14 protein-coding genes and 1 tRNA gene are annotated in these 14,131 nt (G+C 74.0%); 4 read left to right on the plus strand and 11 right to left on the minus strand.

The features are described from left to right. Positions 1-65: 65 nt before the first annotated feature. The 4 genes from ACFW47_RS14600 to ACFW47_RS14615 all read left to right on the plus strand — a co-directional run bounded on the left by ACFW47_RS14600 (position 66) and on the right by ACFW47_RS14615 (position 4,199). Positions 66-926, plus strand: a complete 861-nt coding sequence (locus ACFW47_RS14600; RefSeq protein ID WP_386305956.1) for a hypothetical protein — start codon at positions 66-68, stop codon at positions 924-926. A 105-nt stretch (positions 927-1,031) separates the two neighbouring features. Then, a complete protein-coding gene (locus ACFW47_RS14605) occupies positions 1,032-2,432 on the plus strand; it encodes a glutamine synthetase (RefSeq protein ID WP_386278053.1) in 1,401 nt (466 codons plus the stop codon). Position 2,433: 1 nt separating this feature from the next. Next, a complete protein-coding gene (locus ACFW47_RS14610; protein ID WP_386305957.1) occupies positions 2,434-3,591 on the plus strand; it encodes an amidohydrolase family protein in 1,158 nt (385 codons plus the stop codon). Between the two features lie 80 nt (positions 3,592-3,671). Continuing rightward, complete coding sequence (locus ACFW47_RS14615) at positions 3,672-4,199, plus strand: NUDIX hydrolase family protein (RefSeq protein WP_217254071.1); 528 nt, start codon at positions 3,672-3,674, stop codon at positions 4,197-4,199. 15 nt (positions 4,200-4,214) lie between these two features. Here ACFW47_RS14615 and mnhG read toward each other — a convergent pair whose 3' ends face one another. The 11 genes from mnhG to ACFW47_RS14670 form a co-directional block, all read right to left on the minus strand. Next, positions 4,215-4,580, minus strand: coding sequence for a monovalent cation/H(+) antiporter subunit G (gene mnhG, locus ACFW47_RS14620; protein ID WP_386278057.1), 366 nt, complete (start codon positions 4,578-4,580; stop codon positions 4,215-4,217). Then, entirely contained in the window at positions 4,577-4,894 is a 318-nt protein-coding gene (locus tag ACFW47_RS14625) for a monovalent cation/H+ antiporter complex subunit F (RefSeq protein WP_382713400.1), read from the minus strand. Before ACFW47_RS14625 ends, mnhG begins: the two co-directional genes overlap by 4 nt. Then, positions 4,891-5,490, minus strand: a complete 600-nt coding sequence (locus ACFW47_RS14630) for a Na+/H+ antiporter subunit E (protein ID WP_386305958.1) — start codon at positions 5,488-5,490, stop codon at positions 4,891-4,893. Before ACFW47_RS14630 ends, ACFW47_RS14625 begins: the two co-directional genes overlap by 4 nt. Further along, the gene (locus ACFW47_RS14635) at positions 5,487-7,133 is read right to left on the minus strand and encodes a Na+/H+ antiporter subunit D (RefSeq protein ID WP_386278061.1); all 1,647 of its coding nucleotides are present in this window, start codon (positions 7,131-7,133) and stop codon (positions 5,487-5,489) included. The genes ACFW47_RS14630 and ACFW47_RS14635 overlap by 4 nt, the downstream gene beginning before the upstream one ends. Continuing rightward, on the minus strand, positions 7,130-7,891 hold the full coding sequence (locus ACFW47_RS14640) for a Na(+)/H(+) antiporter subunit C (protein ID WP_386278063.1): 762 nt from the start codon (positions 7,889-7,891) through the stop codon (positions 7,130-7,132). The genes ACFW47_RS14635 and ACFW47_RS14640 overlap by 4 nt, the downstream gene beginning before the upstream one ends. Then, complete coding sequence (locus ACFW47_RS14645) at positions 7,888-10,806, minus strand: Na+/H+ antiporter subunit A (RefSeq protein WP_386305959.1); 2,919 nt, start codon at positions 10,804-10,806, stop codon at positions 7,888-7,890. The genes ACFW47_RS14640 and ACFW47_RS14645 overlap by 4 nt, the downstream gene beginning before the upstream one ends. A gap of 116 nt (positions 10,807-10,922) precedes the next feature. Next, positions 10,923-10,996 (minus strand) — tRNA-Pro (locus ACFW47_RS14650). A 106-nt stretch (positions 10,997-11,102) separates the two neighbouring features. Beyond that, positions 11,103-12,428, minus strand: a complete 1,326-nt coding sequence (locus tag ACFW47_RS14655) for an MFS transporter (protein ID WP_386278067.1) — start codon at positions 12,426-12,428, stop codon at positions 11,103-11,105. Positions 12,429-12,589: 161 nt separating this feature from the next. Continuing rightward, positions 12,590-12,958 (minus strand): MmcQ/YjbR family DNA-binding protein, encoded by a 369-nt coding sequence (locus tag ACFW47_RS14660; protein ID WP_386305960.1) that lies wholly within the window; start codon positions 12,956-12,958, stop codon positions 12,590-12,592. Positions 12,959-12,988: 30 nt separating this feature from the next. Beyond that, complete coding sequence (locus ACFW47_RS14665) at positions 12,989-13,522, minus strand: GNAT family N-acetyltransferase (protein ID WP_386305961.1); 534 nt, start codon at positions 13,520-13,522, stop codon at positions 12,989-12,991. Beyond that, positions 13,519-14,088, minus strand: a complete 570-nt coding sequence (locus tag ACFW47_RS14670) for a helix-turn-helix domain-containing protein (protein WP_386278073.1) — start codon at positions 14,086-14,088, stop codon at positions 13,519-13,521. The genes ACFW47_RS14665 and ACFW47_RS14670 overlap by 4 nt, the downstream gene beginning before the upstream one ends. Positions 14,089-14,131 lie beyond the last annotated feature (43 nt).

A 14,131-nucleotide genomic window follows, 5' to 3' on the forward strand; every position in this document is an offset into this window, starting at 1 on the left:
CTGGTGGCACGACGGGGGCGGTGATGCCCTGAGGACACCGTGCAACGTCCCAGGAGGCATCCGCGATGAGCCCTCGTCCCGTCCCCCCTCTCCGTCTCGTGGCCTCCGCCCTCGCGGTGGGCGCGCTGCTCACCACCGGGGCCTGCTCGGACGGCGGCAGTGGTCCGACGGCGGCCGCGGACACCGCGGCCGAGCAGGCCCGTGCCGCCGAGGAGGACACCGTGCGGCAGCCCCCGACCGGCTCCCGCAAGGCCTCGCCCAGCGCCTCCCCCTCAGCTCTCACGGAATCCGGCGCCAGGGCGGCCCTGCTCACCGAGGCCGACCTGGAGGGCGACTGGAACCAGGTCGACAACGCCGGGAAGTGGCGCGAGAGCCTGCTCGTCGGCGAGGTCGACGTCTCCGACTTCCTCACCGCCAAGACCGAGGCCGCCGAGTGCCAGCGGCTGCTCGACCGCCTCTACAGCCAGGACCTGCTGGGCAAGCCGCCGGGCGCGTCGGCGCTCACCGGCTTCGAACAGGGCGACTCCCGGCTGCTGGAGCAGGTCGCCGCCTACGACCGTGCGGCCCTGGACGACGCGCTGGAGTGGATGGACTCCCTGCCGGTCGACTGCGACCAGTTCACGGCGACCGGCGAGACGGGCGAGAAGCGCACCGTCCAGGTGACCGAGGCATCGGTGCCCGACCTCGGCGACGCCCGCGAGGGGCTGCACGTGACCGTGCGGGGCACCGCCGCCGACAACCCGGCCACGCTCACCCTCGACATCGCCGCCGTACGCGTCGGCAGCTCCGCCCTCACCGTCACGGGCGGCGGCCTGGACGGGCGCGAGATCACCGCCGTGGAGCAGGGCGCGCGCCAGGGCACCGAGCGGCTGCAGACCGTACTGGCCGGCGGGACCCCGTCCCCGCAACCCGCCGGCCTGGACTGAACCACCCGCCGGGACTCACGGCATCTGCGGCGAAACCCGGACAGGGTGATCACCGGACGGCACAATGGTGCGCGGCGGACGGCGCACGCGCGAAGGAGCCGAGACGTGACCGATGGCGGCCCCGTGCCCGGCGGGCGTCCGGGTGAGGTCGAGCGGGCCACCGCGCTGAGCGCGGAGCTGACCGGGCAGGACGTGCACGGGGTGGTGCTGGCGTACGTCGACACGGCGGGCATCGGCCGGGTGAAGACCGTGCCCACCGCGAAGCTCGCCTCGGCCGCGGCCTGGGGCGTCGGCATGTCCCCGGTGTTCGACACGTTCCTGGCGAACGACTCGATCGTCACCACGGACGTCCTCGGCTCCCCCGACGGCGACCTGCGCCTCTACCCCGACCTCGACCGGCTGACCGTACTGGCCGCGCAGCCCGGCTGGGCGTGGGCGCCGGTCGACCGGATCACGCAGGAGGGCGAGCCGCACCCGGCCTGCGGACGCACCGCGCTGCGCAGCGTCGTCGCCGAGGCCGCCCGGTCGCACGGACTCTCCTTCAAGGCCGCCGTCGAGATCGAGTGGGCCGTGGGCCGGGGTGACACGCCCGGTGACGACTTCGTCCCGGCGGTGTCCGGACCGGCGTACGGCGCCGTCCGGCAGGTCGAGCTGAGCGACTGCGCCGCCGACCTGCTGGCGGCCCTCGCGGCGCAGGGCGTGGACGTGGAGCAGCTGCACCCCGAGTACGCGGCGGGGCAGTTCGAGGTCTCGGTGGGCGCTCTCGACCCGGTGGCGGCGGCCGACCGCAGCGTGCTGGTGCGGCAGACGATCCGGGCCGTGTCCCGGCGGCACGGGCTGCGGGTCTCCTTCGCCCCGGCGGTCCTCGGCCGGGGCGTCGGCAACGGCGGGCACCTCCACCTCTCCGCCTGGCGCGACGGGCGCAACCTGCACGCGGGCGGCCCGGGCCGGTATGGAATGACGGCCGAGGCCGAGTCCTTCGTGGCCGGGGTGCTGGACCACCTGCCGGCGCTCACCGCGATGACCGCCCCGAGCCCGGCCAGCCGGCTGCGGCTGCGTCCCTCGCAGTGGGCGGGGGTGTTCACCGCCTGGGGCCGGGAGACCCGCGAGGCCGCCCTGCGGATCGTCACCGGCACCACCGGCGTGCGTGACCGGGCGGCGAACCTGGAGGTCAAGCCGGTCGACCTGGCCGCGAACCCCTACCTCGCGCTCGCCTCGGTGATCGCCGCCGGACTGGACGGGCTCGCGTCGTCCGCGCCGCTGCCCGAAGAGACCACGGGCGACCCGGCCCGGCTCGACGCCGCCGAGGCCGTGGCCCGGGGTGTGCGCCGGCTGCCGGTGTCCCTCGCGGAGTCGGTCGTGGCGTTCCGCGCGGACGGCGTGCTCCGGGCCGCTCTGGGGCCCGTCCTGGCCGACGCCGTGATCGCGGTGCGGCAGGGGGAGATCGAGGCGGTCGACGGGCTCGACGACGACCGGGTGGCGGCGGCCTACCGCTGGAAGTACTGACATGGCGGCCGGCCCCGTGCAGGAGCGGCTCGCCGTGCTGGAACTGGTCGACCACCACTGCCACGGCGCGGTCACCCACGAACTTGGCCGGGCGGGCTTCGAGTCCCTCCTCACCGAGGGCGAGGCGTGGCCCGGCGTCTCCCCCTTCGACAGCCCCGTCGGCCTCGCCGTCCGCCGCCACTGCGCTCCCCTGCTGGACCTGCCGCGCCACACCCCCGCCGACGTGTACGTGGCCCGGCGGGCCGAACTGGGCGCCGAGGAGGTCAACCGGCGGTTCCTGCGCGCGGCGGGCACCGGGGTGTTCTGCGTGGACACCGGGTTCGCCCCGGACCGGGTGACGACACCGGAGGAACTGGCCGGGGCCGCGGGCGCGGTGGCGTACGAGGTGGCGCGGCTGGAGGGCGTCGCGGAGTCGGTGGCGGCCCGGGGCGTCGAACCGGACGCGTACGCGGCGGCGTTCCGGGCGGCGGCCTGGGAGGCGGTACGGCGGCCGGGCGTGGTGGGCGTCAAGTCGGTGGCCGCCTACCGCACCGGCTTCGACCTGGATCCGGCGCGTCCCTCACCGGCGGAGGTCACCGAGGCCGCCCGGCACTGGCTGGCCCGCGGCGGCCGGCTCGACGACCCGGTGCTCGTACGGCACCTGCTGTGGACCGCGGTGGACCTCGGGCGCCCCTTGCAGCTGCACACCGGGTTCGGGGACAGCGACATCCGCATGCACCGCGTGGACCCCACCCGCCTGACCGACTGGCTGCACCTGACCGCCGGCACGATCCCGGTCCTGCTGCTGCACTGCTGGCCCTACCAGCGCCAGGCGGCCTACCTGTCGGCGGTCTTCGAACGGGTCTACGTCGACGTGGGACTGACCCTGCACCACGTCGGCCCCGCCCGGGCGGGCGCGATCCTCGCGGAGGCGCTGGAGATCACGCCGTTCCGCAAACTGCTGTACAGCTCCGACGCCTACGGGGTGGCCGAGTTCCACCACCTGGGGGCGCTGGCCTTCCGGCAGGGGCTGGGCGGGCTGCTGGAGGAGCGGGTGGCCGCCGACGAGATGGCCCTGCCGGACGCGTTGCGCATCGCTCGCTGGGCGGGGCGCGACAACGCGCGCCGTGTCTACCGGTTGCCGGGCGGACCGCGCGACGAGGCTCCCGACGACGGCTGAGTGGCGTGGCGCCCATCACAGTCCCGGAGCGCCGCCCGGGACGCAGGAACGGCTGAAAGTATGATCAAGCGATGTCTGACATGACCGAGACCACGCCGGGCTGGCTGACGACCGACGAACTGGAAATGGCACGCGCCCGTATGCCGATCCTGTACGTCGAGGCGGTGCCCGTGCGCGTCGACGACAGCGGTGAAGTCACCAGCGTGGGTCTGCTCCTGCGCATCGGCCCCGACGGGACGGTCAGCCGGACGCTGGTCTCCGGGCGGGTCCTGCACCACGAGCGGGTCCGGGACGCCCTGCTGCGTCATCTGGAGAAGGACCTCGGCCCGGTGGCGCTGCCCCGGGTGCCCGCCTCGCTCCAGCCCTTCACGGTGGCCGAATACTTCCCCACGCACGGGGTGACGCCGTACCACGACCCCCGGCAGCACGCCGTCTCCCTGGCCTACGTCGTGCCCGTCGCCGGTGACTGCCGGCCTCGGCAGGACGCGCTGGACCTGGTCTGGTTCGATCCGCGCGAGGCGCTGTCCGAGGCGGTGCAGAGCGAGATGCCCGGTGGGCACGGGGTGCTGCTGAAGCAGGCGCTGGCGCACGCGGGCTGCGTGGTCTGAACGGCCGCGGCGAAGCTACTCCCCTTGCCGGTCCCCGTCGCTCAACTGCGGGTCCAGGTCGTCCCGGAGCAGGCCCCGGGACCCCGTCTGGCCGGTGCGGTAGGCGGAGCGGGCCACCAGGTGGGAGGCGACCGGGCTGGTGAGGAACTGGAAGAAGACGATGAGCGCGAGGGTGCCCATGTCGATGCCGTGCCGCAGCCGCAGCGCCACCCCGACGAGGACGAGGAGGATGCCGAGCGTCTGCGGTTTGGTGGCGGCGTGGCTGCGGGAGAGCACGTCGGGGAGGCGGAGCATCCCGATCACCCCGAGCAGGCACTGCAGGCAGCCGAGGAACAGGAGGACGGCCCCGATCAGGTCGGCGGCCTGCGTCCAGGCGTTCACCGGTGGTCCTCCGTACCGTCCGCCCGCCTCGAGGGCCGGTCGCGTACGGCGATGAACCGGGCGATGCCCACCGAGCCCGTGAAGCCGAGGAAGGCGAGTACCAGCATCACGGGGAAGTAGAAGGAGTCGCCGTCGTGGGCGGCCTTGACGGCGATGCCGGCGATGATGAGCGCCGCCGCCACGTCCAGGGCGACCGCGCGGTCCAGCATCGAGGGCCCGTACCAGATGCGGTACAGCAGCAGGGCTCCGGCGACGAGGATCATCACCAGCGAGGCGACCAGCACGGCCTCCTCGACGTCGTGCAGGGTGGTCACGGCGAGGGGTTCCCTTCCGGTACGGGACGGGCGGCGTGGGCGATGTCCTCGGCGGTGCCGAAGGCGCGGGCCACGAGTGCCTCCACGCGCCACACCTGTCGCCGGGCCCGCTCGATCTCACCGGGGTCGTCGGCGTCCAGGACGTGCAGGAACACGGTGGCCGTGGACCGGCGCACCTCGATCACGGAGCCGCCGGGGACGTTGGAGACGGCGACGGTGGTGGCGGTGAGCATGAGGTCGCTGCGCACCCGCAGCGGGACGGCGACGACCGCGGCGCGGTAGGGGCCCTTGGCGAAGATCTGCCGGGTGACCGCGACGCTGGAGGCGAACATGTCGTACAGCAGGTAGGCAGCTAGCCGCAGGATGCCCAGGGGGCGCAGCCTGAGGCCGAGGTCGACCGCGGGCAGCGGGAAGGCGAGGCACAGGGACACCGCGACGATGACGCCGTTGACGAGGTTGGCCCAGGACAGGGTGCCCCACAGCAGGACCCAGATCACCGTCAGCCAGGCGATGAGCGGCAGATCGAGGATGCGCCTGCCGCCGCCGATGCGGAACGACCAGCTGTAGGGGGAACGGTCCCGCAGGAGGTTGCTCATCGGCCGAGCACCGCCTCGATGTAGGGGGTGCGGGCGAGGAGTTCGGCGGCGGCGGCGTCGGTGAAGGTGGTGAGGGGGCCGCCGAGCACGGTGTAGAGCAGACCGAGGGCGACGGCGGCGCCGGTCGCCACCAGCATCGGCCAGGGCAGCCGCTTCGTGGTGGTGATGGACTGCCCCAGGAATCCGGCGGAGACCACGGCGCCCGCCGGTACCGGCAGGCCGCGGCCGGCCCCGGCCGCCCTCGCGTCCTCGGCCTCCTGGCCGTCGTCGCCCGGATCGTCCTCGGCGGACTCCAGCACCCTGCCCTCGCCCTCGGTCCCCGGCGGCGCGTCACGCCAGAAGGCGAGGTTCCAGACCTTCGCCATGACGTAGAGGGTGAGCAGGCTGGTGGCGGCGGACCCGGCGACCAGCGCCCAGGCCCAGCCGCCGCCGTCGTCGACGCCCGCCCGCATCAGGCCGAGCTTGCCGATGAACCCGGAGAGCGGCGGGATGCCCCCGAGGTTCATGGCGGGCACGAAGAACAGCACGGCGAGGAGCGGCGCGGACTTCGCCAGGCCGCCGAGCCGGGTGAGTTCCGTGGTGCCGTCGCGCCGTTCGATGAGCCCGGCGACGAGGAAGAGGGTGGTCTGCACGGTGATGTGGTGGGCCACGTACACGATCGCGCCGCTGATCGAGCCGCGCCCGGCGAGCGCGATGCCGAAGACCATGTAGCCGATGTGACTGATGAGAGTGAAGGACAGCACCCGCTTCAGGTCGGTCTGGGCGACCGCGCCGAGGATGCCGACGACCATGGACGCGAGCGCGGCGAGCATCAGCACGTCGCCGAGGCGGTGGCCGGGGAAGAGCAGGGTCTGGGTGCGCAGCATCGAGTACACGCCGACCTTGGTCAGCAGGCCGGCGAAGACCGCGGTGACCGGCGCGGGCGCGGTCGGGTAGGAGTCGGGCAGCCAGGCCGCGAGGGGGAACACCGCCGCCTTGATGGCGAAGACCGTCAGCAGCATGGCCTCCAGCAGGGTGCGCACCCCGGCCGGCACCTCCTGCAGCCGTCCCGCGAGCTGGGCGAAGTTCACCGTCCCCGCGACCGAGTACGTCATGGCGATCGCGACGAGGAAGAGCACCGAGGAGAACAGCGAGATGATCACGTACGTCGACCCGGCGCGGATGCGGGTCGCGGTACCGCCGATGGTGAGCAGGACGAAGCTCGCGACGAGCATGATCTCGAAGCCGACGTAGAGGTTGACGAGGTCCCCGGCGAGGAAGGTGCAGGAGACGCCGGCCACGAGGATGAGGTAGGCGGGGTGGAAGACGCCGACCGGCGTCTGGTCGTCGCGGTCGGCCATGCCCTGGCCGAGCGAGTACAGGTTGACGAGCAGGGTGACGGCGCTGGACACGGTGAGCATCAGGCCGGCGAGCCGGTCGGCGACGAGGGTGATGCCGATGGGCGGCGCGAAGTCCCCGAGGTGCACGCTGAGCGGGCCGTGGCGGTCGGCGGCCACCATGAGGAGCACGGAGAGCACGAGGACCGCGGCGAGCACGGCGAGGGTGATGAAGCGCTGGAACCGCTGGAGCCGGGGGCCGATGGCCAGCTTCAGGCCGGTGACGCACAGGGGCAGCAGGACGGGGAGGGGGACGAGCGCGTTCACCTGGTTCCTTCCGTGCCGGCGCCCTCGGGGTCGTCGGGCTGGTCGGGCGGGGGGTGGCCGGAGTCCTCGCCGGGGCGGGAGTCGGGCTCGCGGCCGGACTCCTCGGGGTCGTTGGAGGGCCCGGCGACGCGGGCCGGCGCGGGGCCGGGACGGCCCGCCGCGTCGGTGGAGCCCAGCTCCCGGCCCTCGCGGTAGTCCTCGGGGTCGGCACCGAGGATGTCGTTCCAGATGTTTCCGGAGACGTCGTTGGCGCGGGCCTGGTAGGCGCGTTCCTCGCGGACCCGGCGGCGCAGCCGCCTGCGGGCGGCGCGGTAGCGGGCGCCCAGTTCGGGGTCGGTGCCGGGTTCGGCGCGGGCCTCGCGGTAGCGGTCGCGCAGTTCGCCGCGCCGGTCGAGGAATTCGGCGCGCAGGGCGACCAGCCGGTCCTCGGTGTCGTCGCTGATCTCGTCGGAGCCGGTGACCTGGTGGCTGCGGTAGGCCATGGCGAGCAGGAACGCGGTGGTGGCGAGGGTGATGACGATCGCGGTGAGGGCGATGGCCTGGGGCAGCGGGTCGGTGATCCGGTTGCGGATGACGTGCGGGTAGAGCAGCGGTGGGGCGCCCGCACTGCCCGTCGAGGCGAGGACCAGCAGGTTGACGCCGTTGCCGAGGACCACCGCGCCGAGCAGGATCCGGGTCAGCGACCGGGTCAGCAGCAGGCTGCCGCCGACGGCGCTGAGGACGGCGGCGGCCACCAGGAGGGAGAGGCTCACGGTCATGCGGGGCCCGCCTCACCGCGTGGGCCGTGGCGTCCGGCGGCGGCCCGTTCGACCTGCCGGTCGATACGCGCGCCGAGAGCCCGGACGATGTCGAGGACCACGCCGAGGACGAGGAGGTAGACGCCGCAGTCGAAGAGGACGGCGGTGGACAGGTGGGCGTCACCCCACACGGGCAGGTGGCCGTGCCAGGTCCAGCCGTGCAGCACGGTCCCCTCGGCGAGTCCGCCCAGCGCGACCCCGGTGGACAGGAACATGCCGAGGCCGGTGAACAGGCCCGGCTTGGCGGGCACGGCGTCGGCGAGTTCGTGCCGTCCGCCCGCGAGGTAGCGGGCGATGAAGGCGACACCGGCGGTCAGGCCTCCCACGAAGCCGCCGCCCGGCAGGTTCTCCGCGCACATCAGCAGGTAGACGGAGAGGACGAGGATGGGGTGGAAGATGAGGCGCGCGACCGCTTCCAGGACGACGGAGCGGCGCTCGGGGGCGAGGGTGGAGCTGGCCGCGAGCCAGGTCCGCTCCGGCGCGCCCTCGTCGCCGCTGGGCAGGCCCGCGAGTTCGTACGGGGACGCCCGCCAGGCGGTGCGCAGTCCGGCGTGCGGGTGGTCCCCGGGCAGCGGCAGTACGGGCTGCTCGGCGGCGTCGGTGCGGCGGTGCAGGTAGATGAGGCTGGTGACGCCGATCGCGGCGGCGGCGAGCACCGCGGACTCCCCCATCGTGTCCCAGGCCCGCAGATCGACGAGGATCGTCGCGACGACGTCCTTCAGGTCGTGGTCCGCGGTCTCCTCGACCATCGCCGCCCCGGCACTGTCGGCCCGGCGGTGCCCCGCCATGATCCAGACGACGAAGGCGACGGCGGCGCCGCCCACGAGCGCCACCGGCATCCGCAGGGCACGCCGGGCCCGGCTGTAGGTCTCCTCGAAGTGCACCGGCATCCGGCGCAGCACCAGCACGAAGACGATCATCGAGACGGTCTCCACGCAGAACTGGGTCAGCGCGAGGTCGGGCGCGCCCTGCGCGACGAAGAGCAGCGCGGTGCCGTACCCGGTGAGGCCGGCGAACACCACGGCCTTCATCCGGCGCCGCACGCCCAGGCACAGCAGGGCGGCGGCGCAGGTCAGCAGCGCGACACCGGCCTGGGCCGGGTGGTCCCACAGGCGGGGCGCGGGCACCGAGGTCCAGGGTTCGTCCACGATCAGGACGGCGAGCTGCCCGGCGAGGACCACGCTCATCGTCGTCACCAGGTACACCGACAGCGAGCCGCGCTGCACGAAGCCGGTGCACTGCAGGGCGGTGCGTTCCAGTGCGAGCAGCAGCCGCCCGAAATTCCGGTCGGCGGAGCGCCAGGCCAGGAGGTGGCCGACCCGCTGGACGGGGCTCGCGGCGAGGAAGAGCAGCACCCCGCCCGCCCAGGACGCGCAGGACAGGCCGAGGGCGAGGCCCGCTCCGTGCCACAGCGCCAGGTGGTACGGGTGTGCGGGCGCCGGGAACTGCTCGGCGTAGGTACCGAGGAGCCCCTGGAGCCAGGGCACGCCGGGTCCTAGGACGAGGCAGGCCAGGGCGAGTACGGCGGGCGGGGCGAGGAAGGCCGGAGGCACGGCGTGCGCCTCGGTGTCCGGGACGCCGGGCTTGCGGGCGAAGGTGCCCCACAGGTAGCGCAGGGTGTAGGCGGTGGTCAGGGCCGAGCCGACGACCGTCATGGCGAGCGCCCAGCGGTCGGCGGTGTCACCGTCCAGGAGGGACTGGAACGCGGCTTCCTTCGCGGTGAAGCCGAGCAGCGGCGGGACGGCGGCCATGGACAGTCCGGCGACGACGGCGACCGCGCACACGGCGGGCAGCCGGCGCCCCAGCCCGGAGAGTCTGCGCAGGTCACGGGTGCCGGTGGTGTGGTCGACGATCCCGGTGACGAGGAAGAGCGGGGCCTTGAACAGGGCGTGGGCGAGGATCATGGCGGTGGCGGCGACGGCGGTGTCGCGGCGGCCCGCGCCGGCGAGGACGGTGAGGAAGCCGAGCTGGCTGACCGTGCCGTACGCGAGGACGAGTTTCAGGTCGTGCAGGCGCAGTGCCCGCCAGCCGCCCAGCAGCATCGTCGCGGAACCCAGGACGAGCAGCACCGGCCGCCAGGGCGTGATCTCCGCGAAGGCGGGGGCGAGCCGGGCGATGAGGTAGACGCCCGCCTTGACCATGGCGGCGGCGTGCAGGTAGGCGCTGACCGGGGTGGGGGCCGCCATGGCGTTGGGCAGCCACAGGCTGAACGGCCAGATCGCGGACTTGGAGAGGGCGCCGACGAGGATCAGCACGACCGCCGTGGACAGCGCCGCCGACGCGGGCGGCGGGTCGGCGAGGAGCGCCGAGATCCGGTAGGTGCCGGCCTCGTGACCCAGGATCAGGAAGCCGACCAGCATGCTCAGTCCGCCGAGGGTGGTGACCGTCAGGGCCTGCAGCGCGCTGCGCCGGTTCCGCTTGTGGTCGCTGGTCTGGCCGATCAGCAGGTAGGAGAAGACGGTGGTCAGTTCCCAGAAGACGTAGAGCAGGATCAGGTCGTCGGCGAGGACCAGGCCGAGCATCGCCCCGGCGAAGGCGAGGAGGTTCCCGGCGAACCTGCCGAGCTGCCGCGACCGGTCGTCGAAGTACGAGGCGCAGTAGACCAGGACGAGGGTGCCCACTCCCGCGGCGAGCAGCACCATGAGCTCGGCCAGGGCGTCCAGGCGCAGCGCCCAGTCCACCTGGTAGGCGGGCAGCCAGGCCCACTCGGCGGTGTCGGTGCCGCCCGCGGCCGTCGCGCTCCACCGGGTGGCCGCCCAGACGGCCGTCGCGGCGGGCGGCAGGGCCAGCAGGAGGAAGGCACGGGTCCCGCACCATCTCACCAGCGGCGCGGCGAACAGCGCGAGCGCGAAGTGGCAGAGGATGAGCACGGACACCCGACAGTGATATATCGGGCATCTCGCCTGAGCGCCCAGGCACGCCGCAGGGAGAACAATCGAGGGGCGGTTCCGGATCTCTCCGGAACCGCCCCTCGATCAACGACTGTCTCCAGTCGGGACGACAGGATTTGAACCTGCGACCCCTTGACCCCCAGTCAAGTGCGCTACCAAGCTGCGCCACGTCCCGTTGCCCGTCTGACCTGGGGTTTCCCCCCGGCTGAACGCGCAGGAAAACCATACCGCACTCGGGCCGGTGGTCGCGCATCGCTTTTCCGGGGACCGGAACCGGCCGGTCAGCACTTCTCCGCGCGGGACGGCTCGGGCGCCGCCGCCGTCCGCTCGGAGGCGGCCGCGGTGGCGTCGACCCGCACCAGTCCGCGCACCGCCGGTATCAGGAGCAGGGCGGCGCACACGCCGAAGCTCGTCGCGCCGGCGACGAGGAGCACGTGGTCGGCGCCGAGGGCCGCCGCGGCCGGGCCGGCGAGGGCCTGGCCGACGGGCATCATCGCCAGCGAGCCCGCGACGTCGTAGGCGTGGATGCGGTTGAGGACGTCCGGCGGGACCTGGGTCTGCACGCTGGTCGCCCACATCACGCCCCAGAAGGACATCCCGGCCCCGGCGACGGCGGCGCCGGTCGCCATGGCCGGCACGCCGAGCCCGGCGCCGACGCTCGCGGGGAAGGCGGCGAAGCCGACGAGGGCGATCGCGCCGGCGCGGAGCATCCGGCGGGGACGCAGCCGCAGCGCGAGGAGACCGCCGACGACGGTGCCGGCGCCCAGGGCGGAGTTGACCAGGCCGTAGGCGCGCGGTCCGTGTTCGCCCACCACCTCGGTCGCCACCAGGGGGACGGTCGGGCCCCAGACGGCGATCATGTAGACGCACCAGACGGCGATGACGCCCCACAGCCACCGGCGGGCACGGAACTCCCGCCACCCCTCGGCCAGGTCGGCACGGAACGCCTTGGAGCCGCGGCCGGCCACGGCCCGGCGGCCCGGCGCGAGCGGGGGCAGCCGGAGCAGCAGCAGGCACAGGGCGCTGATCGCGTACGTGGTGGCGTGGGCGGCGAAGACACCGCCGGGCGAGGCGAAACCGACCAGGAGGCCGGCGACGGCGGGCCCGGCCAGCTGGGCGGCGGACTCGGCGACGCGTATCGCGCCGTTCGCGCCCTGGATGTCGGAGGCGAGCCGGGGCACGGTGCTGGCGACGCCGGGCTGGAAGACGGCGCCCGCGACGCCGTTGACGAACCCGATGGCGCAGATCTGCCAGAGCACGACGTGGCCGGAGAAGAAGAGCGCGGCGGCCAGGGCCTGGGTGCCGAGCCGCACCAGGTCGGCGCCGATCATCAGCTTGCGGGTGCTGAAGCGGTCGGCGAGGACTCCGCCGAAGATGACCAGACCGGCGAATGCGGCGGCCGTCGCGGCCATGGCGAGGCCGACCGCGCCCGCCCCGTACCCGTGCTGGAGCAGGCCCGCGGCGAGCGCGACCGGGAGCATGGTGTCCCCGAGCCGCGCGATCGCCCGCGCGGTGAAGAACAGCGCGAAGTCCCGCGACCAGACGGCCCGCGCCGCCTCTCCGCCTGCCGCCCGCTCCTGCCCGGTCTGCGACGACGTCCCCGCCATCCCGCGCCATCCCCTCCCCGGCCGGCCCGCCGGCGTACGCCCCGTGCGGCCTCTGCCCGTCCCCTGCGCGTGCTCCTGGCAGCCGGAGCCCCCCTCCGGCCCCGGCTGCCACGCATGTCCCCGGATCATGCCACGGGGCACTGACAACGCCCGAGGGATTTTCAGCCGCCGGACCCCCCGGACGGCAGCCCCAGCTTCGGATGGGCCTCCAACAGCCGGGTCGGTGCCGCCTGGCGCCAGGAGTCGGCGAGGATGTCGCGCAGCTCGTCCTCGCCCTCCAGCGCCGCGAGGCGGGCCCGCACCCAGGCGAACTGCGCCTCGTGACCGGCGATCCAGAACTTCTCCGGCTCGGCCAGCACCAGTTCGTCGCGCTCCTCCTTCGGGCAGCGCACGGCGAGGGAGGTCTCGTCCTCGGGCAGCGTGGCGAACATCTTCCCCGCCACCCGGAAAGTGGGCATGCTCCAGGCGGTCTTCTCCGTCGTGTCCGGCAGGGACAGGGCGATACGGCGTACGTCTTCTGCGTCCGGCATGTCAGGCACCGTAGCGGCCGCCACTGACAATCACCCGGCGACGGCGAGAGCTCCGACCTGCTTGAAGTACAGCGTCGTCGGCCGCAGCCCGCCGCCCGGGTCGGCGGCGTAGTCGGGGATCGTCCCGGCCCGGGTCCAGCCCGCCGAGCGGTACAGGTGTTCGGCGGGGGTGCCGGTCTCGGTGTCCAGGTGGAGGAGGGTGATGCCGGCCGCCGCGGCCGCCTCCTCTGCGACGGCCAGGAGGGTGCGGCCCACCCCCCTGCCGCGGGCCTCCCGGGACACCATGAGTTTGACCAGCTCCGCGCGGTGGCGTCCGTTGGGCTTGTCCGGCAGCGCGAGGCTCACGGTCCCGGTCACCCGCTCGCCGTCCCGCGCCACCCATACGGCGAGCTGCCCGGCGGCCACGGCGGCGGCCCGCCCGCGCCACCATGCGGCCGCCTCCTCGTGGCCCAGCGGAGCGAGGAAACCGACGGAGGCGCCGCCCGAGACCGTGTCGGCCAGCAGACCGGCCAGCCCGTCCAGCCGCGCCCTCAGTCCGTGCTCGTCGACCCGGCTCACCTTCACGGCAGCACCACCGCCAGCGCGTAGCGCGCGTCCGCGGGGCCGGCGCACCAAAACCGCGTCGGCCCCCACACCCGCATCCGCAGGCAGTCCCCGGCGGCGAGGTGGTGCTCGACGTCCTGTGCCGTGATCTCCAGGGCACCGTCCAGGACCCAGACGTGCTGTTCGAGGCCGGGCACGGGCGGCCGGTCGTAGGCGATGCCGGCGCCTGCGGCGAGGCGGCCCTCGACCAGTTCGCCGCGCAGCCCGGCGTGCGGCGGGGACACCGAGCGGCGTACGAACCCGGCCGGCCGGTCCTCCCACACCGGCTGGTCGGCGGCCCGCACCAGCAGTGCGGGTTCCGCCTCGACCTCGCTGAGGAGTCGGGACATGGTCCGTCCGTAGACCGCGCAGAGGCGGTTGAGGAGGGAGGCGGTAGGGCTGGTCTCGGCCCGTTCGGTCCTCGACAGCGTGGACCGGCTCAGTCCGGTGCGCTCCGCCAGCTCCTCCAGGGACCAGCCGCGTTCGGTGCGCAGCTCGGTCAGCCTCGCGGCGAGGCGGGCGTCCACGGAATCGACGTCGTCTCTCATATCCGGGAACTTATCCCGAAGATGGGACGCCCGTGTTACGGAA

Origin of the sequence: Streptomyces sp. NPDC058796, assembly GCF_042745235.1 — a bacterium.
In the GTDB taxonomy this organism is placed as follows: Bacteria; Actinomycetota; Actinomycetes; order Streptomycetales; family Streptomycetaceae; genus Streptomyces.

Bases quoted from the DNA above. Each gene is read 5' to 3' on its own strand.
- ACFW47_RS14600 (WP_386305956.1), top strand. From the start codon at position 66: ATGAGCCCTCGTCCCGTCCCCCCTCTCCGTCTCGTGGCCTCCGCCCTC.
- ACFW47_RS14610 (WP_386305957.1), top strand. From the start codon at position 2,434: ATGGCGGCCGGCCCCGTGCAGGAGCGGCTCGCCGTGCTGGAACTGGTC.
- ACFW47_RS14615 (WP_217254071.1), top strand. From the start codon at position 3,672: ATGACCGAGACCACGCCGGGCTGGCTGACGACCGACGAACTGGAAATG.
- ACFW47_RS14630 (WP_386305958.1), bottom strand. From the start codon at position 5,490: ATGAGCAACCTCCTGCGGGACCGTTCCCCCTACAGCTGGTCGTTCCGC.
- ACFW47_RS14640 (WP_386278063.1), bottom strand. From the start codon at position 7,891: ATGACCGTGAGCCTCTCCCTCCTGGTGGCCGCCGCCGTCCTCAGCGCC.
- ACFW47_RS14655 (WP_386278067.1), bottom strand. From the start codon at position 12,428: ATGGCGGGGACGTCGTCGCAGACCGGGCAGGAGCGGGCGGCAGGCGGA.
- ACFW47_RS14660 (WP_386305960.1), bottom strand. From the start codon at position 12,958: ATGCCGGACGCAGAAGACGTACGCCGTATCGCCCTGTCCCTGCCGGAC.
- ACFW47_RS14670 (WP_386278073.1), bottom strand. From the start codon at position 14,088: ATGAGAGACGACGTCGATTCCGTGGACGCCCGCCTCGCCGCGAGGCTG.